Source organism: Croceitalea sp. MTPC6 (genome assembly GCF_036985525.1).
Classification (GTDB): domain Bacteria; phylum Bacteroidota; class Bacteroidia; order Flavobacteriales; family Flavobacteriaceae; genus Croceitalea.
Map to the genome: position 1 here is coordinate 1 of NZ_BTGR01000005.1, position 25491 is coordinate 25491.

Below are 25491 nucleotides of genomic sequence, written 5' to 3' on the forward strand. Positions count from 1 at the left end.
ACTGCTGATGGTGGTTCCGGTGCTTCGGAAATACTCTACCAAGAGGCCTTCCAACAGGACAGGCCATCGGTCAACAACGACTGGATATTCAAAATCCCACAGGCGGAGATCGATGCCAACCCTAATTTAACGCCTGCAGACCAAAATTAGATATTAATAAATAAAAAGGAACTTACATAATAAGGTCGCCTAGAAATTACTTTCTAGGCGACCTTATTATAATTATTTCAAGTTTCCAAATGCATATTTGAAGCATACCAAGCTATTATTACTAATATTCTCCACGCACAACGGTTATTAAATTCACTTCAATAAATAATATTTCCAAAAAAGAGAATGAATCTTCTAATATTTATAATTCTGTTTCCAGCAGAAATAAATTATTACTAAAGCTAGTATAACACTCTTACTATTGGTCTGCTAACGTAATAAACAAATATGACAAACTGAGCAATTATTTTATGTTATCCATAAAAGTTACCGTTTCCATTTTTCTTATTTACAACCTTATTAATTCTTACAGGAAAGCACTTTATGAACTTTGTAAATAATTCAGGTCATTTAGTCAAAACTCTGGATTACTATTTTATAGTAAGTAATTATCGGGATTAAGTAATAGTTTATAAGGATTACCCAAAACAAGCAGTTTACGATGTTTATTTACACTCAGCTTAACTATATAAGGTGGCTCTGATACATACTTCTAAAAAAAAATTATGTCTCATTTTTAGGGTGATTTATTTGAATTAGCTATCAAAAACTTCAGAGTCGCCTTTATATAGTTTACTTTATTGGGGAATAAAGTCCATCAAAAAGTACGTTTACAACCTTTCCTTTGTTTAATACTTCCCATAATTGCCTTACAGTACCATTAGTGTTTGCTGTCCAGGTTATTCTGTTTACATATAACTTTCCATCAGTATGTTCAAATTCATCCGAAGAGAGAATCATTTGGTTTCCAAACTTATTACCCCTTAACTTTAAATGACTTCCAGAATTATCAATCCAAAGTTGTTCCCATTGTCCAGTTTCTAAGTTATAGAAATTAAGACTGGTGCCTGTATAACCTGGTGTAGCACTTGTCCAATTCTCACGAAGGACACAATCTCCTTCAACTTTAGCGATTGTATTTTTTCCAGCAATTGAACCATCCTTGTTCGTTACTTCCCAAGAACCAACCCAGAAATCAAATGCAGAATGGTTTTCTGAACAGCATTTACAATCTGCTGTTTGCGATGATAAACTGTAAGAAAGGGAAAGAAAAATTACTAGGAATATAACCTGTTTAGGTATCATTTTAAATTAGATAAATATTCAATTACGCTATTATTAAAAACAATGGGTTGTTCTACATTCACTACATGTCCACAGTTATCTATAACTGCCAATTGAGACATTTGATGCGATTTTACCACTTTCTCTATGGTCGGAAGGAAAAGGTAGTCCTCACCACCCATAATATATAGTGTTGGAATTTCAATATCTACAGTTCTAAAAAAACGTAACAATGGATTAATCTCAGAAGTAAGTTTAAACCACCTTATAAACTCTTTCTGATATAATTTCTTGGCTTCCCTAACAAAAAGCAAGCGCGACTCCCTATGGTTCTTATTTGGCATGATTACGAAGGCAAAGAACTTGTATAACCATATGTAAGGTACTATTGATTTAAAAATAACGCCCAATCGCATTAATACTTGCGATCGAAAATTTAATTTCATAATAGCACCGCCCATTACCATACTTGCAACCCTGTCCGGGTATTTTTCTGCTAAATTACGTATCAGAATGGTTCCTAAGGAAATTCCGATAAAATGTGACTTTTTAACTCCCTCATAATCAATTACCTCCACAATATCATCTGTTATACTGTCAAAAGTATACTTATCGCTGAACGCATCTTTTAGATTAGGTTTGGAGTTCCCATGACCCCTTAAATCCAATAATAGGATATTGAAGTGTTCTTTAAAATCCCTTAACTGCTTGTACCAAATTGTAGAACTTCCTCCAGCTCCATGAACAAAAGTCACCCATTCATTTGAAGTTTTATGTAAATATTTGGTATAGTTGAGCAATCTAAATTTTTTATAAAAGTACGTTAATTTTTAGCCAACAAAACCCGCAAAAACATCTAGAGCTATTAATTATTAGTTAAAAATTAGACAAACTGCCTGATTTTTAGGTGTGTACACATTTACATCGTAGTCTAAACCAATGTTTTGAACGTATCTTTGTTAGAACAAATCTTTTGAACTATGGAAAAGCAATATTGTAGAGTTGGAGCAGTGACTCCAATCACAGGAGAAAGTAATGCGGTGGCTATTTTACAATACCGTTACGAGAACTTTTTAAGTAAGGCCATGGATGCTAATTACATCGATACCAAATTGGGAGAGTTCTTTGAGCGCAAAGCACAAAGCATTAAAAGAATATTGGAGGATTTAGTATAATTTTTCTAATTCCTTCTTCATTTGCGTTTGAATTTCTTTGGCTTTTAAAGCCGCTTCATCTGCGAAGCCCTCTGTATTGGAAGCGTAAATAATTCCTCTAGAAGAATTCACCAATAGACCCACAGTTGAATTCATCCCATACTTACACACTTCTTTTAGGTTCCCCCCTTGGGCACCAACGCCCGGTACCAATAAGAAGCTGTTTGGCACTATCTCTCGAATTTCTTTTAAGTATTCGGCTTGCGTAGCGCCTACAACATACATCAAGTTTTCAGCATTTTCATACGTCTTGGAAACCGTCAGAACTTCTTTATAGAGTTCTTGATTATCCATATGCTTTGTCTGAAAGTCAAAAGCTCCTTTATTTGAGGTCAAGGCCAACAAAATAGTATGCTTATTGGTAAACTCTAGGAACGGTTCAACAGAATCACGTCCCATGTATGGTGCTATGGTGATTGAGTCAAAAGCCAATTCTTCAAAAAAAGCTTTGGCATACCGGGTAGAAGTATTTCCAATATCCCCTCTTTTTGCATCAGCAATCGTAAACTGCTCCGGATAGTTTGTGTTTAGATAATCAATTGTTTTTTCAAGTGATTTCCAACCTTTTAAGCCATAGGCTTCATAAAAAGCAATATTTGGCTTGAAGGCTACGCAAAACTCCTGAGTGGCATCTATAATAGCTTTATTAAAGCTAAAAATAGGATCTCCTTCTTGTAAAAGATGTTTTGGAATCTTTTCTAAATCGGTATCTAAACCAACACAGAGAAAGGATTGCTTTTTTTTGATTTGAGCTATTAAATCTTTTGTTTTCAAATGCTATAAATACTTTTCTTTTATATCCCACTACAACACTTCGACAAGCTCAGTGTGACAACTAATAGTAATTTTCTACTGACTACCAATCTAAAATATCTCAGAAGCTTCTTTTAGTTTTTCGGTATTTTCAACCAACATCAATTCATCAATGATTTTCTGAATATCACCATTGATAATGTTTTGCAGGTCATATAGCGTTAATCCAATTCTGTGGTCGGTAACCCTGCCCTGCGGGTAATTATAAGTTCTAATCTTGGCAGAGCGATCACCACTGCTCACTTGAGAGTTTCGTTTTGCAGCATCTTCTTCCTGTTTTTTCGCCAACTCTAAATCATATAATCTTGACCGAAGTACTTTAAAAGCTTTTTCTTTGTTTTTATGTTGGGATTTTTGGTCTTGACATTGTGCCACCAATCCAGTTGGAACATGCGTTAAGCGTACCGCTGAGTAAGTGGTATTAACTGATTGACCACCAGGACCCGAAGAGCAAAAGAAATCTATTCGAACATCTTTTGGGTCTATTTGCACATCAAAATCTTCTGCTTCCGGAATTACCATAACCGTAGCTGCACTAGTATGGACACGACCTTGGGTTTCAGTTTGCGGAACACGTTGCACGCGGTGCACTCCTGCCTCAAATTTTAAAGTACCGTAAACATCCTCTCCATTAACTTCAAAATGGATTTCTTTATAACCACCACTGGTACCTTCACTTAAATCTATAATATTGGTTTTCCATCCTTTGGATTCGCAATACTTTGCATACATGCGATATAAATCCCCAGCAAAAATACTTGCCTCATCACCTCCAGTACCTGCACGAACTTCCATGACTACATTTTTTTCATCTTCCGGGTCTTTTGGAATGAGCATAAACTTAATTTCTTCTTCTAGCTTTGGAATAGCCTCTTTAGCTTCATCATATTGCATTTTGGCCATTTCAACCATTTCTTCGTCACTACCGTCAGCAATAATTTCCTCTGCCTCATTCAAATTGTTGGTCAACTCAATATATAAGTCACGTTTATCAACAAGTGCCTTTAAATCTTTGTATTCTTTATTCAACTTCACATAAAGCTTCTGGTCAGTGATGATATCTGGTTGAATAATTAAATCCGAAACCTCATCAAAGCGTTGCTTTACAATATTCAGTTTATCTAGCATAGTTCAATCCTCCTTAAAATGCGAATTTACGATTTTTTTGATGGGATCAATTTTGAAAAAAGATGTAACTAATCAATAATAAAAGTAGTGCTCAAAGTTAGAATGGAGGCATTTAAACCGTCACTTCTATCATAATAACTGTAACGTAAATTAATGGTCTGTAAACCAAAAAAGAAGACTCTTGCACTATTAAAAATATCTCTATACTGTACTCCAAAACCTAATTGATTTGCTTGGTAAGCTGATAAATCGTAATCAGAAGTATAAAAATCAAAACTCGATAAAGCGGCTTCTTTTACATAGAAATAATCAGCAGCTGTTTGAGTATAGTAACGATAGCTAGGATAGAGGGTAAATTTATCATTTAGTTTAATCGGCGCTTCTATATTAGCAGTATGGGATGTTATTCCCCAATCGTCATAATAAAAACGATAATAAGACCGCAATACGACGGCATCATTCAAATAATAGTTTAGTCGACCACCAAGAGGAATCTTAAACCTGGAATCTGGTAGCCGTTCAATATCATCTGCTAACTGAAAATCATCAATAAAAAAGTCATCAACATCACTAAAATAAACGCGTTGGAAAGGTGTGCTCAATAGACCATTTTGAGAAACCAAATCCACAAACAATGAAGCTTGCAGTTTTTTACTTAAAATTTGAGAAAATGAAAGTGAAACGGAATAGGTATTTCTTTTTTCATCTATAAATTCAGTAAAGTCTGGAGCATATGTTCCATTACCTGTAATACGGTCATCAAAAAAACCTTGTCTTAACTCTATAGGGTACTGTGAATTCCATTTATCTAAAAACACCCTACCACTAATGCCTATTTCGGTATTTTTTTCATTGAATAGTTTCGCATACGAGCCTCCAAAGCCTATGGAAAAATAATCGTATTCATTAGACACATATGCATTGGCACTCCAAATATTATTTCTATCATCGGAACTATGCCGATACGTTGGATTAAAATAGGCAAGTATATCTTTTCTTGATTCTCCTGAGGATGCATCAAACGGACTCACATTAGGATTATTCCCATCCAAAGGGTTCACATTACTTGAAGAAGCTGAAGTGTAAGCGGACAAGCCCACATCAACAGTTAAAATATCATCCGCATTTATAGGCATTCTCAATACCAATGTAGAAGTGGCATCGGTTAACTCCTCTGTTCCTTCACCACCAGTTACAGCAGCATTTTGCCCCTCTTGACTATAGTAACTAAATAACACATCCAATTCGCTCGCTTCCAGTACTTTTCTTTTGTAGGAAGTATCATTTTGTTGGGAATACACAGCTACACCAAAAAACACACAGATTAAAACAAAAGACAGTTTCTTCAAAACAAGAATTCTCGTAAAATTATTAGCTTTTAATCTATAAAGACCCTTCGACTACGCTCAGGGTAACTTCAACCATCAAATTTCGTTTCATTTAGTTCACAAAATTTGGGTTTCAGTTACAACCACAACCACCTCCAGTTTTTCCTCCATTTGCACCAGAAGAAGCTTCACGATATAGTTGAAAGTTGGTTTCAAAACGTTCGGAAGCCCTAGCACTCAATTGCATATCACCATCATTCAGATAGACTTTATCATACCCTTTTACTGCTACACAAGAGCTAGAACAAATCAATATTAGAATTAAAATTAAAAACTTATGCATAACTAAAACTACTGATTATTATCGAACAAAATACCTGAGCTTTTATGGATTTTATTTTCACCATCTACAACAACAACTTCAACACCTGGAATTTGATTGATTAAATGGATTCCACTATCCCTACCAATTATAAAAACAGCTGTCGCTAATGCATCACACAATTCTGCATCTTTTGCAAAAATGGAAACACTGTTTATTCCTGTGGTTGGATAGCCTGTCCTTGGATCAATAATATGAGAATACTTTTTACCATCAAACATTAAATACTTTTCATAATTCCCTGAGGTCGCAACTGAAGATTCCACAATTGGAAGCCATGAAAAAACCTTGTCCTTACTTAAAGGATTTGCGATACCTATCATCCATTTCTCACCCGTTGCCTTAGTTCCCCAGGTCGTTAAATCTCCAGAAGCATTTATTAGTCCTGCCTTTACCCCTTTAGAAATCAACAGCTCTTTTGTCCTATCAGCAGCAAAGCCTTTTCCTATAGCACCAAAACCAATTCGCATTCCTTCTTCCGATAAAAAAACTGTTTGTGAATCGGCATTAAGAACTATCTTCTCATGACCTATTTTGGAAATTGAGCTTTCTATCTGCGGTTTTGTTGGAAGTTTGTCCATTGTACCATCAAACTTCCATATGTTGTCCATGGAAGCATAAGAAATATCAAAAGCGCCATCTGTAATCTCAGAGAGTTTTTTTGCACGTTCTATGAGCTTGAAAAGTTCAAAACTCACTTTAACAGGTTTTATACCTGCATTTTTATTGATTTTGGAAGTTTCGCTATCCTTGTCCCAAGAAGAAATCATTTTCTCAATTCGAGTGATTTCCGCAATAGCTTCTTGAATATTGATATAGCCTATCTCTTCATTTTGGGCAACGACCGTTATTTCAAAACGGGTGCCCATTAGCTTTAAAACTTTCTTAACCGTTACCAGTTTTTCTTGATTCTGACCAAAGGTCAAAAAACAAAAAAAACAGCAAATAATAACGGTCCATTGTTTCATTATAAAAAGGAATTCAGGACAGCAATATACTCTTTTGGGCTTATCTTTTGATAGCCCGTTTTGCCAAGAACCTGTTCCGATTTATCTAATACCAGCACCAAAGGGTAGTGTCCTTTTGGGTTAAAGCGTTCAGCTAGTTCCTTATTTTGATTTAGCTGTTCTTGGGGGAGTTGATTTGCTTTTTTCCGTGGAAAATCAGCTTTATACAATACATATTTTTCTGAAGAAAAACTTTTAAACTCATCTGAAGTCCAAATAGTTTTATCCAATCTCTTACAAGGTGGACACCAATCAGAACCTGAAAAAACCAAAATCAATGGTTTATCATCAGCTTTTGCTTTGGCAAGCGCATCACTATAATTTTCTTTCCAATCCTGGGCTACAGCTCCAATCGAAAAAAAAAGTGTCAAAACAAATAGTAACTGCTTCATCATCAATCTAAGGCTTAGCTTTCAAATACGCGAAGCATATCTCCGTTAAGTTCTGTTTGGAATACTTTTAAGGGTCTTGGAGTAGTACTATCAACTTGGTTCAAGGGGGTACCGTCTTGGGCAAAACGCGAACCGTGGGTAGAGCATTTAAAAATACCTCCATCTTCATTCACAAATCGCACCTCATCTGTTTGTTGGTGACTACAAATTTGACTAGCTGCCACGAAATTTCCTTCTAGGTTTCTGGCAACTACAATATCTGTAAGCCTATCAGCAGGGTTGGATTTTGCTAAAATAAAACCACCATTATTTGCCAATGGAGCGGAATCAGCAGCTGTTAAATCGACAATAAAGTCCACACCTGTAGGTTCTGGGAAGGTTTCTAAGTCTTCTGAATCTGAAGAACAACCGTTTAAGCAAGGAAAAGTTAGTGCAAAAGCTGCACCAGCACCTATGCTTCTCAAAAATTCTTTTCTTTCCATAGCATTATGTTTATTAAAAGAACGTGAGATTTTGCTTAATCGTATGGCTAATACGTAAATGTTCCGTATTCGCTTTTAATGGTCAATTTTTTTGTATTGCTTGCTTCTACCCTACCCACTATTTGAGCATCTACATCAAAAGACTTTGAAACGGAAATTAAATCATCGGCAACCGCTGGGTCAACATACAATTCTAGACGATGACCACAGTTAAAAACCTGGTACATTTCTTTCCAATCTGTCCCAGATTGTTCTTGGATTAATTTGAACAATGGTGGAACTTGAAAAAGATTGTCTTTTACAATATGTAGCCTATCTATAAAGTGAAGTATTTTAGTCTGCGCTCCACCACTACAGTGTACCATACCATGTATTTCCTTAGAAGCATATTTTTTCAATATTTTTTTAACTATTGGCGCATAGGTTCTTGTTGGTGACAAAACTAATTTACCTGCATCCAAAGGAGAATACACTACTTCATCCGTGAGCTTGGTTTTACCAGAATACACTAAATCTTCTGGGACAGAAGCATCAAAACTTTCTGGATATTTATCCGCGAGGTATTTGGAAAATACATCGTGCCTAGCAGAAGTAAGTCCATTACTCCCCATACCGCCATTATACTCCTTTTCATAAGTAGCCTGACCAAAAGAAGCCAAACCAACAATAACATCGCCTTCTTTGATATTGGCATTATCAATTACATCACTACGTTTCATGCGCGCAGTAACCGTAGAATCTACAATAATAGTTCTAACCAAATCTCCAACATCAGCAGTTTCACCACCGGTAGAATGAATTGTTATTCCATGTGTTTTCAAATCCTCAATCAATTCTTCAGTACCGTTGATAATGGCTGATATCACCTCAACCGGAATAAGGTTTTTATTGCGCCCAATGGTTGATGAAAGCATAATATTATCCGTAGCCCCAACGCAGATTAAATCATCTATGTTCATGATTAAGGCATCCTGTGCAATTCCTTTCCAAACAGAAATATCCCCTGTTTCTTTCCAGTACATATAAGCCAAAGAAGACTTGGTTCCAGCACCATCTGCATGCATTACCAAACAATGGTCATCACTACCCGTCAAATGGTCTTCCACAATTTTGCAAAACGCTTTGGGGAAAAGCCCCTTGTCTATATTTTTTATAGCGTTATGTACATCTTCTTTGGAAGCGGAAACTCCACGTTGGGCATATCTTTTACTCGTGTCTGAGGACATGTATTATTCTGTTTGGACAAAAATAACAAAACCGAGGTTAGGAGTTGGAAATAAATATCGCCTGTATCGGCTATGATTTCGTTATGCAATCATCCGTAGAATTATTTTACCTACAAATCAGTTGTCTATTCATACTTTTATTTTGGTGTGTGAAAAAACCACAATGCATTATATCCATTATTAGCAGTAATTATTTTTATTTCAAATTCAATTGCCATGAAATTCCAAATTGGTCAATTACCCAACCAAATTTTTCGCTAAATCCGTAATTAGCTAATCCCATTGTTACTTTTCCGTTTTCGGCTAGTTTTGAGAAAAGTCTATTCATTTCTTCCTCATTCTCACAATCTATATAATTAGAAACAGCAGGCGAAAAATCCCAATCGTGAACTGGCGGGCTATCACTGCACATAAATAAATTTCCGTTTAGTTCGAATGTGGCTTGCATAATTTTTCCTTCAGCTACAGGTGCTCCATTTCCCCAACGACTTACATTAATGATTTTAGAATTCTCGAACAATTCCACATAAAAATTCATTGCATTTTCAGCATTTCCATCTTGAAAAGTTAGCGACCTGATCATTTGATTTTCCATAATAGACTTATTTTGTATTATTATCGTAATTAAGCTATCATTTTCGATTTGCAACTTTTTTATTTCGTTAGGATTATTGTTCTCATTTTTATAGTTAGAACAACTCAAAATAATTAATCCAAACAATAAGATTGATATAGTTTTTTTCATAATATTTTTATGTTCATTTCTTTTTGACTTCCGCTTCTTTAATTACTACCAAAAGTCTTAGCTATGATTTTGTTGTCAATATTTCAATGGTAAATTTTCTGTATGAAATCCAGCAGTATCAATGGTTAATAAGTTTCAAGTTAGTAAAAAAGCCACACTGAATTATAGCCATTGTTGACATTATTTTTATTCATTAACATTGCTGATTGGGGAATTTACTTTGGCGTAATTAACCCAATTAGATTGCCAGCCACATCTTTAAACCAAGCAAATTCTCTTCCATCAGGTAGCTTAATTGGTTTTACAAATATCTCTCCACCGTTGAATTCAATTGCTTCTAGGTCAGAGAGTAGGGAATCAGTTTCAATATAAACCGTTACATAATTTTGAGGGTCATCTGGTCCCAGTTTATTGATATGCCCACTTAACGAATCTTCATTTCCTGTGTCGATTATGGCAGAATTCCCGTGCATCTTTAAATTCCAATCAAAGACGGTTTTATAAAATTTAGATGTTTTATCTAAATCAGCACAGCCTATTTCAAAATGTACCACTGTTTTTTTCATAGTTTCTCAAATTACTACCAGCGCCGGACTAAACTTAGTTACCTTCAGCGCGTAGTATGTTTAAATTCATTTAAATATACGAAGTGCTGGTGAAGGTGGCCAAATTACTTAAAGCCAATTGATGGTGTACGTTTTCATTCCACACGCACCGCAGTTAAAGCTGTATTACTTAGGTCTTCGCGCCGCAATTAAAGTGATTTGGTTTAGCCCGGCGATGGGGTACATTTCCCGTGGGGCGGGGCTTTGCTTTGCAAAGTATAGCGGCATGGGTCAGCTTTAGCTGAATGTACCCCATCTGTTGTATAAAGATATCACACTTATATGTTGAAATCACATAACTTATTGTCTTTTAGTCAGTAATAGCTCTACAAACAAACGTTTACAAACGTATATTATTCGAATAATGTAGGCTTTTTGGTCAGGCAATCTTTCTCCCAAATCTTTTGCGTAGTCGGTTGATCTATATTACCCCCAGAAATGACCATTAATACACGTTTTTTGGTTTTCTGGGTTTGCAACCATCTACGTATGGCTTCCATAGGCATAGCGCAAGTGGGTTCTATTCTGCATTTTAGCAGGTGGGTTAACCACTGGGTCCAATAGATTAAATATTCTTCTTCAATTTCGTAAAACCCATCCAATTGCTTTAAATACTCAAAAGTGATATCCCCAACAGCCATGGTCATAGCACCATCAGCTAAAGTATCTGGCACACCTGATAAGCGTTGAATTGTTCCTTTTCTTAAAGATTCTGCAGCATCATTGGCATTTAAAGGTTCTACCCCAAACATTTTGGCTTTTGGGGCTAAACCACGGGTAGAAATTAAGGACCCAGAAGTGAGTCCGCCACCTCCACAAGGGGTAAAGACCGCGTCAATAGCATCTAATTCTGCAATTGCTTCGTAGGCTGCTGTTCCTTGTCCACAGATAACTTGTTCATGATTAAATGGTGGAATCCAAAAGGTGCCTTCTTCTTTCGCCGCTTCTGCTACTTTAGCATCTGTAATATCACGTGTTTCATTTAAAACAACGTTAGCACCATAGGCTTTGGTCGCTTGTACTTTTACTTTAGAAGAATAAGCAGCCATAAAAATTGTTGCCGGAATCCCAAATTGCTTTGCAGCATAAGCTACAGCCTGTGCATGGTTCCCAGAGCTATTGGCAACAATATGTTTGGGTCGATGTCCATTTTCTAACAACCACGCTAAAGTGTTAACTCCTCCCCTAGCCTTAAAAGCCCCGATTTTTTGGAAGTTTTCTGCTTTAAAATAAATTTCATGACCCAGCCATTCATTCAAAAGTGAAGAGGTTAGAATAGGGGTTTTATTTATGTAGGGGTCTATTCTGCTTTTTGCCTTTTCAATATCTTTTAGCGTGAGTTTCATAAGGCTTATTTGACAAATAGCAATTCACGATATTTTGTCAAAGGCCATAAATCATCAGCTACTAATTGTTCTAAAGCATCTGCCTCTGTACGAATTTTATCAAAGTAGGGCTTTACATCATTACAATATGCTTCTGCTTTTTTACTGATAGTGGATAGTCTATGTGCTTTATTCTTAGTAAGCAACATGGCATCTGTCAGCTTTTTAGCTTCTAAAATATGCTCCCCTATCTTCTCTAAAATATTTAATTGGGGTTCTGTTAATTTTTTATGCGCCGCTCCATAGACTTCCTTGAGTCCAGCAACATTTTCCAACAATAGGTTTTGATATTTTATCGCCGAAGGGATAATATGGTTGTAGATAAGTTCACCCAAGATTCGCCCTTCAATCTGAATGTGGAATACATAGTTGTCCAATTCTACTTCTTGATGTGCCTTTAACTCCGTCTCATTCATTACATCGGTTACATCAAACAACGCAACACTTTCTTTCGAAGTTAATACTTTAAGTGCTTCTGGGGTATTCTTATTATTGCTCAATTTTCGCTTATGCGCCTCACTTTGCCAATCATCACTATAGCCGTCACCATCAAAACGTATACGCTTCGAATTTTTAATATATTCTCTAAGCACATTAAAAACTGCTTCGTCCTTTTTTAAATTTTTCTTATCAATTAAGGCATCAACCTCTTTTTTAAAATCGGTTAACTGCTTTGCAACTATAGTGTTTAAAACGGTCATTGGTTTGGCGCAGTTCATCTTTGCACCTACTCCTCGCATCTCAAATTTATTTCCAGTGAATGCAAAAGGTGATGTACGGTTACGGTCTGTATTATCTAATAAAATCTCAGGGATTTTACCAACCACATTTAGTTTTAACTCTGTCTTTTCTTCTGGTGAAAGTTTCCCTTTGGAAACGCCTTCCAATTCGTCCAATACTTCACCTAATTGTTTCCCTACAAAAATGGAGATAATCGCTGGCGGCGCTTCATTAGCCCCTAAACGGTGATCGTTACTAGCAGATGCAATTGAAGAACGAAGCAATTCCTCGTAGGCATCCACCGCCTTGATTGTATTGACAAAAAAGGTTAAAAACTGAAGGTTCTTCATTGGGGTCTTACCCGGACTTAACAAATTTACTCCAGTATCTGTTGCCAAGGACCAGTTATTGTGCTTTCCAGAACCATTTATACCAGCAAAAGGCTTCTCATGAAAGAGTACCTTAAATCCATGCTTGTCAGCTATTTCATCCATAACATCCATTAGCAAAAGGTTATGGTCTACGGATAAATTGGCCTCTTCAAAAACTGGCGCCAATTCAAACTGATTTGGAGCGACTTCATTATGCCTTGTCTTCACTGGAATTCCCAATTGGGTACATATTTTTTCCAACTCACTCATAAAACTTAAAACCCTACTCGGAATTACTCCAAAGTAGTGATCGTCCAACTGTTGCTCTTTTGCAGCAGAGTTGCCCACTAAGGTTCTACCTGTCATTAAAATATCTGGGCGGGATTGTGCCAAAGCCTTATCAATTAGGAAATACTCTTGTTCCCAGCCCAAAGTAGCATTTACTTTACGCACGTTTTTATCAAAATATTGAGCTACGCCAGTAGCAGCTTCATCAACAGCATTTAATGCGCGCAATAGTGGTGCTTTATTGTCCAATGCCTCCCCAGTGTATGAAACGAATATGGTTGGAATACAAAGAGTTGTCTTGTATATAAATGCTGGGGATGTTGGGTCCCATGCAGTATAACCACGAGCTTCAAACGTGTTCCTTATCCCACCACTGGGAAAACTAGAGGCATCAGGTTCTTGCTGAACCAATTGCCTACCGCCGAATTTCTCCATAGCACGCCCATCTGGTAATAAATCGAAAAAAGCATCATGCTTTTCTGCAGTAGCTCCCGTAAGTGGTTGAAACCAATGTGTGTAATGGGTAGCTCCCATAGAAAGTGCCCAAGCTTTCATTCCTTCGGCAACCTGATCGGCAATCTTTCTATCAATCTTACTACCAGAAAAAATTGCCGATTTTACCTTATTGTAAGCATCTGTGGTCAAAAATTGAAGCATTTTTGACTCGTTAAAAACATTTTTGCCAAATAAATCAGAGCGTTTTCCTGTCTCATCTATCAATATTTTCTCTCTTTTGTGGCTATCTGCCAAGGCATCAAATCTCATCTTAGACATTTTGGTGGAATTTTAAGACTGTAAAATTAACAATTTAGCAATATATGGGCTAAAAAATGACATTTTATTAATTAACCCCTGCAAAAAAGGGGGTTAACAAATTTTTGATAACTTTTGACGATTTACTTCCCCTAAAAATTTATAATGTACAGAAAATAATTATTTTTACCCCTTATTAAAATTTAAAGTAAACTACCCACTATTATGAGTAAGTCAAAATTAGAGTACATCTGGTTGGATGGCTATTTTCCAACGCAAAACATGCGAAGCAAGACTAAAGTAGTAAATGACTTTAGTGGTAAATTAGAAGATTGCCCAATGTGGTCTTTTGATGGAAGTTCAACAAGGCAAGCTGAAGGAGGTTCTTCAGATTGTTTATTAAAGCCAGTAGCAATTTTCCCAGACCCTGCAAGAAATAATGGTTTCTTAGTAATGACTGAGGTTTTAAATGCAGATGGGACTCCACACGAATCCAATGGTAGAGCAACAATAGATGATGATGATAATGACTTCTGGTTTGGTTTTGAACAAGAGTATTTTATTATGGACACTCAAACGCAACTGCCTCTAGGCTTCCCAATAGGTGGTTATCCTGCGCCGCAAGGTATGTACTACTGCTCTGTTGGTGGTAAAAATACCCATGGAAGGGATTTGGTTGAAGAGCATGCAGATTTATGCATCGCAGCTGGAATCAATTTTGAGGGAATTAACCAAGAGGTTGCTTCTGGACAATGGGAGTTCCAATTATTCGCAAAAGGAGCTAAAAAGGCCGGTGATGAAATTTGGGTAGCTCGTTACCTATTAGATCGTTTAACTGAGCAATATGGTTTTTATATAGAATATCATCCAAAGCCGTTAGGAAAAGATATGGATTGGAATGGATCTGGAATGCATGCTAATTTCTCTAATACAACATTAAGAACGTGTGGAGATAAAGCTACTTATGAAAAAATATGTGAAGCTTTCCGACCTGTGGTAAAAGAACACATTGCTGTATATGGCGAATTTAACGATCAGCGTTTAACCGGAGATCACGAAACACAATCTATTAATGAATTCAGTTTTGGTATTTCCGACCGTGGCGCATCTATTCGTATTCCTATTGCAACAGTAGAAAGTGGATGGAAAGGATGGTTGGAAGATAGAAGACCAGCCTCTAACGGTGACCCATATAAGATTGCAGGTAGAATTATCCAAACAGTTAAATCTGCAAAGGTTTAAAACAAATAAATTAATTGTTGATTATAAAAAAACCGTCTCAGAAATAAGGCGGTTTTTTTAGTTCTCAATCGTTTTTAATGGAGTATTCATCCAGTAATCCACATTGTCATTTTTTTTATAGATAGGCTGACTAGAGTCGTATAAAGGAATAGTTTTATACATTAAATCTTCTTTGGAAAAATCATTATTAAAATCCTTAATTACTTTTTGAGTGAAGAACTCCCTAAACTGATCAAAGCTTTCCAATTTACGTTCATCCAATAGATTAAAATCTTCATCAATTAAATTTTTAATGCGCATAAACAGTTTTTCCTTTTCTAAGTCTCTATCATTAGATAATAATTGACTTATAAGCTCAATTTGGCCAGGTTTAGAGCTAAGTTTTACAGTAATTTTATTCCCAACAGCTTTAATTATTCTTTGAACCCGTATTTCTTTCCCTTTAAATGTTAGACTAAAATCTGATAGTTTTAACTCATCATAATTTTTTGCTGGTTTGTTTAGCTCAATTTCCAGGAGCCCATTTGCCTTATCAAAAAGGCCCTTTTTTATTCTGAATAGTGCTGGGCGTCTTATTCTAAATTTGTTATGGAAAGAAATATAATTTAAATACATTTTATCTTTAATGTCTGTATATTCAACTAAAATTTCTATGAGTAATTCTTTCTCTGTAGAATTGTAAAAATCTCTTTTGTTCTCGAAACTGCTATCCGAGTTCTTCTTATAGACCGCATAGTCCAACTTACGAATGGCATAATTACTTTTATCAATATAAATAGTTCCCACAACCTGAAAAGGAGGCATCATTTTTTTAATACCAATCTTATAAACAGCTTTGTTTCCATAAGATGTTTTCTCAACTGATGAAAAAAGGTGTCCTTTTAAAAAATCTTCCGTCAATTTATTTACAAAAGAGTATGTTTTTATATCATGATTCCTAATAGCATCATGAATATGTAAAATCATCAATTCGTTTCCACCATAATCACTTATCAAAGAAGCATCTGGAATAAACTTATCTTTTGTAACATAGTCATACGGCTTTGCAGCTAAAGAATCTACTTTAAAATCCTTGTTCTTCTCATAAGAAAATAAGCCATATTGGGTATTCGTATAGTCGTCACTTTGAAAACCCATATCAAAAACCTGAACAATGGCTTCGTTCAAATTAATATACTCTTTCTTCTGCAATTGATAATCGCGATAATATCCTATTAGACTAAAAGGATCATTGGGATAATTATCTGGAATTCTTTCTAGGGCATACTTAATGATTTTTCTGGCAGATAATCGTTTCGATCGCTTTGCCTTAGCTGTAACAATAGTCTCCTGGAGCTCCAGAACTGCACTTTTAATTAAAATAGTATTAATGCCATTTTTTTTGAGGGTTGAGATTTGAATATTCTTGGTCTCATAACCCATACTGGAAATTTCCAAGACCGTACCTTCAAGTTGAAACTCTATTGGAATCTTAAAACCCCCATCTAGGTTGGAAATTACCCCAAGTGCTTTACCCTGAATTCTAACCGTAGCAAAAACAATTGGCTCCTTAGTTTTAGCATCTAAAAGTTTCCCTGTAATAAATTCATCCGACTGAGAATAAGCCACAGGAGCGAATGAGAACATAACTGCCCAAATAAAAAAAAATAAGCCAAACTTCATGGTAACTTTTATGCTAAGCTATAGTAAGATAGATAAAAGCAATATAAACTGCAATTAGAACAAGCCCGTCTCGCCATCCCAAACGCAATCCTTTTGGCAAAAACACCAAGGGCAGTATTAAAAAAGAGATTCCCAACATCCAAAATATATCATTTGTCAATAATCCTTGGTCAACTACATTTATAGGTGTGATGATTGAGGTAATACCAAGCACAGCTAGAAGGTTAAAAATATTAGAACCAATTAAATTACCTAATGAAATTGCTTTTTCCTTTTTTATAACTGCAATAATGGAAGCTGCCAACTCTGGGATACTTGTTCCGACTGAAACCACGGTTACCCCAATGACCCTATCACTAACTCCAAATTTTGAAGCGAGTCCAACGGCGCCGTCAATCAAAAACTCTGAACCTCCCCACAAAGCTACTCCCCCAATTCCCAAAAAGAGTACTGTTTTATATAAGGGTAAAGGCTTGTCGTCTTCTGGTAGTTCATCAACCACTGCTGTTTTTTGAAAACGTAAAATATAGACTAAAAATGCAAAAAGAAGAACTACCATTATGATTCCCTCATATTGTTGAAGCGTACCATCAAAGTAGATAAACCCCACAAACAAAATTGATGCAACCATCATTACCGGCCAATCCGTTGTATAGAAACTTTTACGAACATCTATGCTTCCCAATAATACGGTAACAGCTAAAACCAAGCCCAAGTTTGCTATGTTGGAACCTACCACATTCCCCAATGCTAAATCCGGAAAACCATCTAATGCAGCTTTTATGCTTACAATGAGCTCTGGCGCTGATGTGGCCAAGGAAACCACCGTCATACCTATTACTATCTTTGGAATATCCAATCTAAGTGAGAGTGCTACTGCCGATTTTAAAAGCCAATTACCGCCTAAAATCAACAACACTAGACCTAAGATTATAAAAAGAAAGTTTTGCATCAATGGTTTGTTTAGCGCAAAGATAAAGGAAGTTTTAGATGTATAATTTCATTTGAAATTTCCTTAAAAACTAAATAAATAGTTAAATAACTATAAAAATAGTTGTTTAACTATTTTTTACTTAGTATGTTTGGAATCTAAACTCATAGTAATGCAAAAATTAACTAATAAGGAAGAAGAGGTAATGAAAATTCTTTGGAAGCTAGATAAAGCTTTTGTAAAAGAGATACTTGCAGAAATTTCTGGTGACAAACCCCATTATAATACGCTTTCTACTATTGTAAGGAATTTAGAGGAAAAAAAATATGTTGCTTATGAAGCATTTGGGAATACGCATCGTTATTATCCTTTAATCACCAAAGAAGATTACCGTAAAACCTTTGTGAATTCTACCATTGCAGATTATTATGACAATTCCTATAAAAGCTTGGTTTCCTTTTTTGCAAAAGAGGAAAAGATATCTGTAGAAGAACTAAAAGAAATTATTCAACTTATCGAAAATAAAAAGTAATGGAACCGTTTTTCATACATCTTATAAAGTCGTCCAGTATTCTACTTTTATTTCTGTTATCCTATTATCTTTTTTTACGAAAAGAGACCTTTTTTAATGGTAATAGACTGTTTCTTGTCTCGGGGCTCATAACAGCAATTTTTTTACCTTTTGTCACTATCACAAAAACTATTTTAGTTGCACCTACTCCATTAGCCCAAAATGATTATTACATCATTGAGGAAGTTGCAAGTGATGCGAACGTTACTTCATCATTTAATTGGGTAGCAGTTTTAATGATAGTTTATCTTTTAGGGGTCCTGTATTTTTCTTTTAAACTGATAATTCAACTCAGTACAATTAGAAAAATTAAAAAAACCAGCGATATTATTGCAGATGATTATTTCTATCATGTAAAAACCAAAAAACAGATTTCCCCATTTTCGTTCTTTAAACATATTTTTTATTACCCCAAACAATTTGAAGGAGCGGAACTCAAAACCATTATTGAACACGAAAAAGTTCATGCTCGTGAGTTACATTCCATTGATATTTTGATAACAGAAATCTTGTTTATTGTCTTATGGTTTAACCCTATCATTTGGTTTTACAAAAATATTATCAAACAAAACTTAGAATTTTTGGCAGACGCAAAAACCTGTGCTCAAAACCTGGACAAAAAAAATTATCAATACTTAATGCTTAGGCAGGCTCTTGGCAATCATCACATTTCAATCGCAAATCCATTTTATAATTCAATCATCAAAAAACGAATAGTCATGTTAAATCAAAATCAATCAAAATCAGTCAATCGTCTGAAACTTTTACTTGTGCTTCCATTTCTTGGTCTTTTCCTCTATGGATTCAATACCAAAGAAGTGGTGAAGTTTTCCGAAGCTCCAATTTCACAAACTATTGAGAGTGAGCAAAACCCCATGCTTGCCAACCCAATTAAAACAACTGAAACTGAAGTTAGCAAACCAAAGAAAACTCCAACCAAAAATTCTAACTATGTAAAAACAATCGAATTAAAAATTGATAAAAACACTACGGATGAATCGCTTGAAAAAATGAAAAGTGATTTAGCAAAAGACGGTGCAGACTTTTCATATACAGTTGTTAGAAATAGTAGTAAAGAGATTATAGATATCAGTATTCAAATAAGTGGCAAAGGAACTAATGGAAAAAAGTTTAATGGCAACTATAACACAAGTTCAGATACGCCAATAAACCCAATTACCATTCTGTACGATGATAAAAGTAATGCGGTTTCATTTTGGAATAGCAAATCCACTTTTAATACGTTCGGCAAGAATAAAAGTTCAAACTCCATGGTTTGGATAGATTCTGGTGAGGATGGAGATAATCCAAAACAAATTGAAATCAAAAAAATAAATGGTAAGAAAATAATAATAGTTGACGGAGAGGAAGTAGATGAAGAAGAATTAGAAGACATGAATATCTTTCATAATGATGATGGTAGTTCCAAAAAAATGAAATTCTTCATTAATTCTGAATCTGATGAAGATAAAGAAGGTAGCGAAGACGTCTTTATTATAGAAAATGATGATAATAGCGTATCAAAAATAAAAGTTAGTTCCGCTTCTTCAAAAGATGGAAAAAAGAAGCCTTTAATTTATATTGATGGCGAAAAGGCGACTAAAAAACAGATGGCGGATATAAAGTCCAATAAAATCGAATCTGTACATGTTCTAAAAGGAACATCTGCTAAAGAAAAATACGGTGCACTTGGAAGTGATGGTGTAGTAGAAGTAACTACAAAGAATAACAAAAATATTATAGTCTTTGAAAACTCTAATGATGAAAATGAAGAAAACAAAAACGTGTTTGTTATAAGAGCAGATGAAGCTGGTGATTATGATAATGATATAAAAATTAGATCTAAAGGTCCAAAGCCATTATATATAGTTGATGGTAAAGAAGTAAAAAAGTTAAAAAATACCAGTCCAGATGAAATAGAATCTATAAATGTTTTAAAAGGAAAGGCAGCAAGAAAAAAATATGGTAAAAAAGGAAAAAACGGGGTTGTGGAAATCATCACAAAGAAGAATTAGTCAATCAAAAAACGACCCTTTTTTATTTTATGACCGGCCATTAGATGGTCGGTTTTTTTATGGGTTCAAAAGATGAAATCCTCAAAAAAGCTACTTTTTTAAATGAAATACCCCTTGCATTTTAAAAACAGTACAAAATACCCTCTACAATTATTATATAATGTAACCATAATATACTTATAAAATTACAATATGCAACTTTATTGTAGAGAGTCACATATTTTTCGAAGGTTATCCTATTTTAAAACTTTCACTTTTGTATTCAATTACATTGTTTTTGCTCCAAATCCTTGGAAACATGACAATTATCATCATATATTCAAAAAACAATTAAGCAACACAATCAATTTTTAACTAAAAAAACAACCATATGATAGCCATTGTAAAATTCATCGTTCTAGTCTTTATCAGTATTGTAGGCTTATTTATTTAATCACTAAACCAAGCTAAAGACAACAATACAAACCCTCTTTATAATCATCAATCAAAAAAATCATCAATCAACCATAAACCCGCTAAATAGCGGGTTTTTCTTTTCCTATCTGTTCATTTTAAGTATATTTCCAGTACAAGAAAATTAAAAAATGAAAAAACAAATCACATTTTTACTTGCACTTGTGTTCATTATTCAATCTTGCAAGAAAGACCAACAGGGCAATGAAAAAGATATTCACAAAGAATTTGCCGAACTTTTAGACAATTACTATGAGAATGGGTTAAAATTAAATCCAATAACCGCAACCACAGCGGGAGATTATAGATATAATGATGTTTTTACCAATCTCTTGTCCGATGAACATCTTGAAAAAGAAAAAGCATATTATGAAAAGTACAAAGAGAAAGTCACTACAATACCTGACGAAGGGTTGAGTGAAAGTGAACGACTAAGTAAAGCTATCTTACTTTGGGAATGCAACATACATCTTAATGAATACAACTTTAACGCGAACCTGACCCCTATTGACCAAATGTGGTCCCCAAACCTATTTATGGGACAATTGGCCAGTGGTTCTGGAGCACAACCCTTTAAAACTGTAGAAGATTATGAAAAATGGTTGAAAAGAGTTGATGGGTATTTAGAATGGATGTCAAGTGCTGAGGATAGAATGAGAGAAGGGGTAGAGAAAGGCCATGTATTACCAAAATCTTTGATTAAAAAAGTATTACCGCAGCTAGAAGCACTGACCGTCAAAGATTTAGATAAACATCTTTTTTATCAACCTATACAATTATTACCAGATAGTTTTGATGTTTCTGAAAAAGAAAACCTCACTAAAGCATATCAAAATATGGTCACGGAAAAAGTAATCCCTGCCTATGAGAAACTGCATTCCTTTATGCAAAACAAATATATGACAGCTGGTCGTGAATCCAGTGGAATTCAAGGCGAACCGAATGGTGATGCATATTATGCACATCAAATAAAAAAATACACTACAACAACCATGACGGCAAATGAAATTCATGAGTTGGGTTTAAGTGAAGTAGCCCGAATTAGAGGAGAAATGGAAAAAATTATGAAGGAAGTTGGTTTTGAAGGTGACCTTAAGACTTTCTTTGGCTTTGTTAGAAACAATAAAAAGCTAATGCCATTTGATGACCCATCCCAGGTCATCGAAAATTTTAACGCCATTCATGAAAGGATGAAACCACAAATAGAAAAGCTATTTGGTAATAAACCCAAAACTGCGTTTGAAGTAAGAAGAACTGAAGCTTTCCGTGAAAATTCAGCAAGTGCGGAATACAACCCAGGCTCACTTGATGGCACAAGACCTGGCATTTTTTATACCCCAATTCCGCAGGTAGAAAAGTACAACACGTATTCAGATGAATCCTTATTTCTACATGAAGCTATACCTGGACATCACTATCAAATTTCTTTGACCCAAGAAAATAAAGAGCTGCCAAAGTTTAGAAAAACACTATGGTACAGTGGCTATGGTGAAGGTTGGGCATTGTATAGTGAATCTTTAGGAAAAGAATTAGGACTTTACACCGACCCTTACCAATATTTTGGGATGTTGGGTGCAGAAATGCACCGAGCTGTCCGCCTTGTAGTTGATACAGGATTACACTCTAAAGGTTGGACAAGAGAACAAGCCATACAATATTCATTGGAAAATGAAGCTGAATCCGAAGCATCTATTACAGCCGAAATAGAACGTTACATGGCCAATCCTGGTCAAGCATTATCATACAAAATAGGTCAGTTAAAAATTCGTGAGCTACGTGCCAAGGCTGAAGAGGTTATGGGAGATAAATTCGATATTAAAGAGTTTCACAACCAAGTTTTAGAGACTGGCTGTGTGCCATTAGCACTATTAGAAGATAAAATCAATACTTGGATCTCTAAGCAATAAGTAATCAATAAAGGCTCGGGTCTATGACCGAGCCTTTATTTTTGTATTTTACCTAAAAATAAACTGTGGGAAAATCCTTTTTCAAAATCTTAGCTAGAATGAACAAAATTATACTTCCATCTTTTACAAAAAAAGGATTGGATTTAGCTAAAGCCAGTAAGTTTCAATTGGCAATTATTGGTTGGCGCTATTTTGTTACGACCAAAGCATTGGGCTAATAGTTTAATAAGGCTTCAATTTTATAGTCCCCTAATTTTTCGGCTCCATTTAAAAAGTCTAGTTGAATTAAAAAATTACATTGTACAATTTCCCCACCAAGTCTTTCCACTAATTTACAAACAGCTTCGGCAGTACCACCAGTTGCCAAAACATCATCATGGATTACTACTTTCTCCCCTTTTTTAATAGCATCAGTATGTATCTGTAGTATATCTGCACCATATTCTAAATCGTATGACTCTGAAAATGTGTTGTAGGGAAGTTTACCCTTTTTACGGACAGGCACAAAACCCGCATTTAATTTAGAGGCTAATAATGGTGCAAAAATAAACCCTCGACTATCTACTCCCACTACCTTATCCACATGTTGTCCGTTTATCTTTTCTAACAAGGTTTCGCAAGCCCTTTGAAGTGCAACTTTATCATTTAAAAGTGGTGTAATATCTTTAAAAACAACTCCTGGTTTAGGAAAATCTTTGATATCTCTGATAAAGGGTTCAAAATCCATTTGTTTTTGCTAGCTAGGGTTTTGTTGTAAATTTAAAAAGAAATATATTTGCACCCCATTAAAAAGGCCTCGTGGCGCAACTGAATAGCGCATCTGATTACGGCTCAGAAGGTTGCAGGTTTGAATCCTGCCGAGGTCACTTAAAACAAAGAGCCCACCAAATGGTGGGCTCTTTGTTTTGTCATTTCTTAGCTAAACTATCTAAAGGAAATGATTCTAAATTTAATTTTAAGTCACTTATTTCTTTTAATAGGGCTTCTTTCTCTTTTCGATTCTGTTCCTTTAGTTCGGTCAATTTCGCATCTAATTCAGATTTGGTAATACTTCCCGATTCAAAAAAAAGGTCATTCACAATACTAAATAGTGTAAATAGAAAACTCAAGGAAACTGCACTTATCAAAAAAAACAAAAGGTTTCGTTCTCTTTTGTATGAAGTTTTTTCTGTTTTTCCTAGGCTAACTTTTTCTTCTGTCGAGAGTTTTCGAGAGTTAGAAAGTTGAGATAAAAATGTGTCCCACTTCTCTTCTTCTTCTATATACATATCCTTAAACCCACCTTCTTCTATAAACTCTTCTGTAAACGCGGTAGCGGACAGCATAAATATTTTTGAACCGTTACCACTCATTATATCCAATAAGTTAGGATTATAATCAATAATCTCACGAACTAATTTTTCTACAAATTGGAGACTGTAATTTGGTCGTAGAAATTCATCATAAAGCAGTTGCACCTCAAAATAGTCATCTCTATCTGAAGCATATTGTAAAAATTTGTCTTTTAATTCCGCTTTAAAAAACTCACTCATTGGTGATTTGGCAATTGAAAAATTACAGGGAAACTCTTTGGTAATTACAAATTTAATTGAATCTTAAATTTGACAATTAATAATAGTAAAATATTTGGAAGAAATTATTTTATCGGTCTTAATACAAAAAAGAATTAAAACTTTAATTTTTCATGCTTATCCCAAAGACCCCAAAAGGCACCAACATCACCTTCAGCCCCCACTTTCCAAGATTCATCAAAAGATGAAAAATAAAAAATATCGATATCATCTTTAGCTGACCAAGCTTGTGTATTTATAAAATATTTCATGGCATTCCCAGCGTTTGAAATAGAGCCTTTTAGGCTACTACCCTCACTTGGCCAACCAGTTTCCGTAATAATAACTTTTTTACCTTTTGCTGCATCTGTTGCTTGACCAAACATCTGTTGCATATGACCAAGAGAATATTCCAATGGACAGCCTTCCCAATAAGGATAGCAATTGGATAAAATGACATCACTGGCATCTACTATTTCTGGATGTTGGGAAAACTCATAGTAGGCGTCCACATATCCTACCTCAACATTAGGCAGTGCTTCTTTAACGCGATGTATATAACCCAATAATTGTTCTTTGGTCAAATCATTTCGATATAAAACCTCGTTACCCACGGCAGCCATATCTACACAACCTTCTTTGGCCAATGATATTAAAGCTTCTACCTCGGTTTCGTTCATTTCTAAATCATCCCCTAACCAAGCTCCTACTAAAGTTTTAAGTCCATTCTTTTTAGCAACCCTTGGTATATGCTCATTACCTTCAATACAAGAAAAAGATCGCACCCATTTTGTATAGGGCTTAATGATACTAATTCTACGCTGAACTTGCTCCTCAGTTATTACATCACCCGGCTTTTGACCATCTTCATACATGCTGAAACAAAGTCCATGCATTCCGTTTTGTAATGTTTCCAGCCAAAGTTCACGCAACTCGTCTGAAGAAATTTTGCTAAAATCAACACCAGAATGTCCAGAATAACTGTGTTTTTCTAGTGTAAAATGATGACCTTTTCTGTATGACATTTTCTTTTGTATTAATTATTA

The 25491-nt window shown here is 35.1% G+C and carries 25 protein-coding genes and 1 tRNA gene; 7 read left to right on the forward strand and 19 right to left on the reverse strand.

Going from position 1 to position 25491, the window contains the following annotated elements:
* Positions 1 to 783: 783 nt before the first annotated feature.
* Positions 784 to 1296 (reverse strand): hypothetical protein, encoded by a 513-nt coding sequence (locus tag AACP56_RS10370; RefSeq protein ID WP_339338166.1) that lies wholly within the window; start codon positions 1294 to 1296, stop codon positions 784 to 786.
* Positions 1293 to 2075, reverse strand: a complete 783-nt coding sequence (locus tag AACP56_RS10375) for an alpha/beta fold hydrolase (RefSeq protein ID WP_339338164.1) — start codon at positions 2073 to 2075, stop codon at positions 1293 to 1295. Before AACP56_RS10375 ends, AACP56_RS10370 begins: the two co-directional genes overlap by 4 nt.
* A gap of 180 nt (positions 2076 to 2255) precedes the next feature.
* Here AACP56_RS10375 and AACP56_RS10380 point away from each other — a divergent pair, with 180 nt between their 5' ends.
* On the forward strand, positions 2256 to 2450 hold the full coding sequence (locus AACP56_RS10380; protein WP_339338162.1) for a hypothetical protein: 195 nt from the start codon (positions 2256 to 2258) through the stop codon (positions 2448 to 2450).
* On the opposite strand, the gene pyrF is transcribed toward AACP56_RS10380, so the two are convergent.
* The 12 genes from pyrF to AACP56_RS10440 all read right to left on the reverse strand — a co-directional run bounded on the left by pyrF (position 2442) and on the right by AACP56_RS10440 (position 14135).
* On the reverse strand, positions 2442 to 3263 hold the full coding sequence (gene pyrF, locus AACP56_RS10385) for an orotidine-5'-phosphate decarboxylase (RefSeq protein ID WP_339338160.1): 822 nt from the start codon (positions 3261 to 3263) through the stop codon (positions 2442 to 2444). The two genes, AACP56_RS10380 and pyrF, sit on opposite strands and share 9 nt — an antisense overlap.
* A gap of 90 nt (positions 3264 to 3353) precedes the next feature.
* Positions 3354 to 4430, reverse strand: coding sequence for a peptide chain release factor 1 (gene prfA / locus AACP56_RS10390; RefSeq protein ID WP_339338158.1), 1077 nt, complete (start codon positions 4428 to 4430; stop codon positions 3354 to 3356).
* Positions 4431 to 4498: 68 nt separating this feature from the next.
* On the reverse strand, positions 4499 to 5779 hold the full coding sequence (locus AACP56_RS10395) for a DUF3570 domain-containing protein (protein ID WP_339338156.1): 1281 nt from the start codon (positions 5777 to 5779) through the stop codon (positions 4499 to 4501).
* A 112-nt stretch (positions 5780 to 5891) separates the two neighbouring features.
* Entirely contained in the window at positions 5892 to 6101 is a 210-nt protein-coding gene (locus tag AACP56_RS10400; RefSeq protein WP_339338154.1) for a DUF4266 domain-containing protein, read from the reverse strand.
* A gap of 8 nt (positions 6102 to 6109) precedes the next feature.
* On the reverse strand, positions 6110 to 7108 hold the full coding sequence (locus AACP56_RS10405; RefSeq protein ID WP_339338152.1) for an FAD:protein FMN transferase: 999 nt from the start codon (positions 7106 to 7108) through the stop codon (positions 6110 to 6112).
* Complete coding sequence (locus AACP56_RS10410) at positions 7108 to 7539, reverse strand: thioredoxin family protein (RefSeq protein WP_339339933.1); 432 nt, start codon at positions 7537 to 7539, stop codon at positions 7108 to 7110. The genes AACP56_RS10405 and AACP56_RS10410 overlap by 1 nt, the downstream gene beginning before the upstream one ends.
* 14 nt (positions 7540 to 7553) lie before the next feature.
* A complete protein-coding gene (locus AACP56_RS10415; protein ID WP_339338148.1) occupies positions 7554 to 8021 on the reverse strand; it encodes a QcrA and Rieske domain-containing protein in 468 nt (155 codons plus the stop codon).
* Between the two features lie 47 nt (positions 8022 to 8068).
* Positions 8069 to 9247 (reverse strand): AIR synthase related protein, encoded by a 1179-nt coding sequence (locus tag AACP56_RS10420; RefSeq protein WP_339338146.1) that lies wholly within the window; start codon positions 9245 to 9247, stop codon positions 8069 to 8071.
* Positions 9248 to 9443: 196 nt separating this feature from the next.
* Positions 9444 to 9992: a VOC family protein gene (locus AACP56_RS10425; protein ID WP_339338144.1), complete on the reverse strand. Its 549-nt coding sequence runs from the start codon at positions 9990 to 9992 to the stop codon at positions 9444 to 9446.
* A 215-nt stretch (positions 9993 to 10207) separates the two neighbouring features.
* Entirely contained in the window at positions 10208 to 10558 is a 351-nt protein-coding gene (locus AACP56_RS10430) for a VOC family protein (RefSeq protein ID WP_339338142.1), read from the reverse strand.
* A gap of 392 nt (positions 10559 to 10950) precedes the next feature.
* On the reverse strand, positions 10951 to 11943 hold the full coding sequence (locus AACP56_RS10435; RefSeq protein WP_339338140.1) for a serine/threonine dehydratase: 993 nt from the start codon (positions 11941 to 11943) through the stop codon (positions 10951 to 10953).
* A 5-nt stretch (positions 11944 to 11948) separates the two neighbouring features.
* Entirely contained in the window at positions 11949 to 14135 is a 2187-nt protein-coding gene (locus AACP56_RS10440; protein WP_339338138.1) for a glutamine synthetase III family protein, read from the reverse strand.
* Positions 14136 to 14339: 204 nt separating this feature from the next.
* Here AACP56_RS10440 and AACP56_RS10445 point away from each other — a divergent pair, with 204 nt between their 5' ends.
* Positions 14340 to 15356 (forward strand): glutamine synthetase beta-grasp domain-containing protein, encoded by a 1017-nt coding sequence (locus tag AACP56_RS10445; RefSeq protein WP_339338136.1) that lies wholly within the window; start codon positions 14340 to 14342, stop codon positions 15354 to 15356.
* A gap of 57 nt (positions 15357 to 15413) precedes the next feature.
* Here the strand turns inward: AACP56_RS10445 and AACP56_RS10450 are convergent, their stop codons facing one another.
* Both AACP56_RS10450 and AACP56_RS10455 read right to left on the reverse strand, forming a co-directional pair.
* A complete protein-coding gene (locus AACP56_RS10450) occupies positions 15414 to 16982 on the reverse strand; it encodes a carboxypeptidase-like regulatory domain-containing protein (protein ID WP_339339936.1) in 1569 nt (522 codons plus the stop codon).
* Positions 16983 to 17031: 49 nt separating this feature from the next.
* Complete coding sequence (locus tag AACP56_RS10455; RefSeq protein WP_339338132.1) at positions 17032 to 17970, reverse strand: calcium/sodium antiporter; 939 nt, start codon at positions 17968 to 17970, stop codon at positions 17032 to 17034.
* A 151-nt stretch (positions 17971 to 18121) separates the two neighbouring features.
* Here AACP56_RS10455 and AACP56_RS10460 point away from each other — a divergent pair, with 151 nt between their 5' ends.
* The 4 genes from AACP56_RS10460 to AACP56_RS10475 all read left to right on the forward strand — a co-directional run bounded on the left by AACP56_RS10460 (position 18122) and on the right by AACP56_RS10475 (position 23113).
* The gene (locus AACP56_RS10460; RefSeq protein ID WP_339338130.1) at positions 18122 to 18481 is read left to right on the forward strand and encodes a BlaI/MecI/CopY family transcriptional regulator; all 360 of its coding nucleotides are present in this window, start codon (positions 18122 to 18124) and stop codon (positions 18479 to 18481) included.
* Positions 18481 to 20535 (forward strand): M56 family metallopeptidase, encoded by a 2055-nt coding sequence (locus AACP56_RS10465; RefSeq protein WP_339338128.1) that lies wholly within the window; start codon positions 18481 to 18483, stop codon positions 20533 to 20535. Before AACP56_RS10460 ends, AACP56_RS10465 begins: the two co-directional genes overlap by 1 nt.
* A 584-nt stretch (positions 20536 to 21119) precedes the next feature.
* Complete coding sequence (locus AACP56_RS10470; protein WP_339338126.1) at positions 21120 to 22895, forward strand: DUF885 domain-containing protein; 1776 nt, start codon at positions 21120 to 21122, stop codon at positions 22893 to 22895.
* Positions 22896 to 22993: 98 nt separating this feature from the next.
* Positions 22994 to 23113: an SsrA-binding protein gene (locus AACP56_RS10475; protein ID WP_339338124.1), complete on the forward strand. Its 120-nt coding sequence runs from the start codon at positions 22994 to 22996 to the stop codon at positions 23111 to 23113.
* On the opposite strand, the gene AACP56_RS10480 is transcribed toward AACP56_RS10475, so the two are convergent.
* Complete coding sequence (locus AACP56_RS10480) at positions 23110 to 23622, reverse strand: adenine phosphoribosyltransferase (protein ID WP_339338122.1); 513 nt, start codon at positions 23620 to 23622, stop codon at positions 23110 to 23112. The two genes, AACP56_RS10475 and AACP56_RS10480, sit on opposite strands and share 4 nt — an antisense overlap.
* 65 nt (positions 23623 to 23687) lie before the next feature.
* Here AACP56_RS10480 and AACP56_RS10485 point away from each other — a divergent pair.
* Positions 23688 to 23761: transfer RNA gene (locus AACP56_RS10485), tRNA-Arg, on the forward strand.
* A gap of 42 nt (positions 23762 to 23803) precedes the next feature.
* Here the strand turns inward: AACP56_RS10485 and AACP56_RS10490 are convergent.
* Together AACP56_RS10490 and AACP56_RS10495 are read right to left on the reverse strand one after the other, a co-directional pair.
* Positions 23804 to 24427: a hypothetical protein gene (locus AACP56_RS10490; protein ID WP_339338120.1), complete on the reverse strand. Its 624-nt coding sequence runs from the start codon at positions 24425 to 24427 to the stop codon at positions 23804 to 23806.
* A 134-nt stretch (positions 24428 to 24561) separates the two neighbouring features.
* Positions 24562 to 25470 (reverse strand): glycoside hydrolase family 17 protein, encoded by a 909-nt coding sequence (locus AACP56_RS10495; protein WP_339338118.1) that lies wholly within the window; start codon positions 25468 to 25470, stop codon positions 24562 to 24564.
* Positions 25471 to 25491 lie beyond the last annotated feature (21 nt).

Coding starts and splice junctions, on each gene's coding strand:
- AACP56_RS10370 (WP_339338166.1), bottom strand. CDS start 1,296: ATGATACCTAAACAGGTTATATTCCTAGTAATTTTTCTTTCCCTTTCT.
- AACP56_RS10380 (WP_339338162.1), top strand. CDS start 2,256: ATGGAAAAGCAATATTGTAGAGTTGGAGCAGTGACTCCAATCACAGGA.
- prfA (WP_339338158.1), bottom strand. CDS start 4,430: ATGCTAGATAAACTGAATATTGTAAAGCAACGCTTTGATGAGGTTTCG.
- AACP56_RS10400 (WP_339338154.1), bottom strand. CDS start 6,101: ATGCATAAGTTTTTAATTTTAATTCTAATATTGATTTGTTCTAGCTCT.
- AACP56_RS10405 (WP_339338152.1), bottom strand. CDS start 7,108: ATGAAACAATGGACCGTTATTATTTGCTGTTTTTTTTGTTTTTTGACC.
- AACP56_RS10410 (WP_339339933.1), bottom strand. CDS start 7,539: ATGAAGCAGTTACTATTTGTTTTGACACTTTTTTTTTCGATTGGAGCT.
- AACP56_RS10415 (WP_339338148.1), bottom strand. CDS start 8,021: ATGGAAAGAAAAGAATTTTTGAGAAGCATAGGTGCTGGTGCAGCTTTT.
- AACP56_RS10420 (WP_339338146.1), bottom strand. CDS start 9,247: ATGTCCTCAGACACGAGTAAAAGATATGCCCAACGTGGAGTTTCCGCT.
- AACP56_RS10425 (WP_339338144.1), bottom strand. CDS start 9,992: ATGAAAAAAACTATATCAATCTTATTGTTTGGATTAATTATTTTGAGT.
- AACP56_RS10430 (WP_339338142.1), bottom strand. CDS start 10,558: ATGAAAAAAACAGTGGTACATTTTGAAATAGGCTGTGCTGATTTAGAT.
- AACP56_RS10435 (WP_339338140.1), bottom strand. CDS start 11,943: ATGAAACTCACGCTAAAAGATATTGAAAAGGCAAAAAGCAGAATAGAC.
- AACP56_RS10440 (WP_339338138.1), bottom strand. CDS start 14,135: ATGTCTAAGATGAGATTTGATGCCTTGGCAGATAGCCACAAAAGAGAG.
- AACP56_RS10445 (WP_339338136.1), top strand. CDS start 14,340: ATGAGTAAGTCAAAATTAGAGTACATCTGGTTGGATGGCTATTTTCCA.
- AACP56_RS10450 (WP_339339936.1), bottom strand. CDS start 16,982: ATGTTCTCATTCGCTCCTGTGGCTTATTCTCAGTCGGATGAATTTATT.
- AACP56_RS10455 (WP_339338132.1), bottom strand. CDS start 17,970: ATGCAAAACTTTCTTTTTATAATCTTAGGTCTAGTGTTGTTGATTTTA.
- AACP56_RS10460 (WP_339338130.1), top strand. CDS start 18,122: ATGCAAAAATTAACTAATAAGGAAGAAGAGGTAATGAAAATTCTTTGG.
- AACP56_RS10465 (WP_339338128.1), top strand. CDS start 18,481: ATGGAACCGTTTTTCATACATCTTATAAAGTCGTCCAGTATTCTACTT.
- AACP56_RS10470 (WP_339338126.1), top strand. CDS start 21,120: ATGAAAAAACAAATCACATTTTTACTTGCACTTGTGTTCATTATTCAA.
- AACP56_RS10475 (WP_339338124.1), top strand. CDS start 22,994: ATGAACAAAATTATACTTCCATCTTTTACAAAAAAAGGATTGGATTTA.
- AACP56_RS10480 (WP_339338122.1), bottom strand. CDS start 23,622: ATGGATTTTGAACCCTTTATCAGAGATATCAAAGATTTTCCTAAACCA.
- AACP56_RS10490 (WP_339338120.1), bottom strand. CDS start 24,427: ATGAGTGAGTTTTTTAAAGCGGAATTAAAAGACAAATTTTTACAATAT.
- AACP56_RS10495 (WP_339338118.1), bottom strand. CDS start 25,470: ATGTCATACAGAAAAGGTCATCATTTTACACTAGAAAAACACAGTTAT.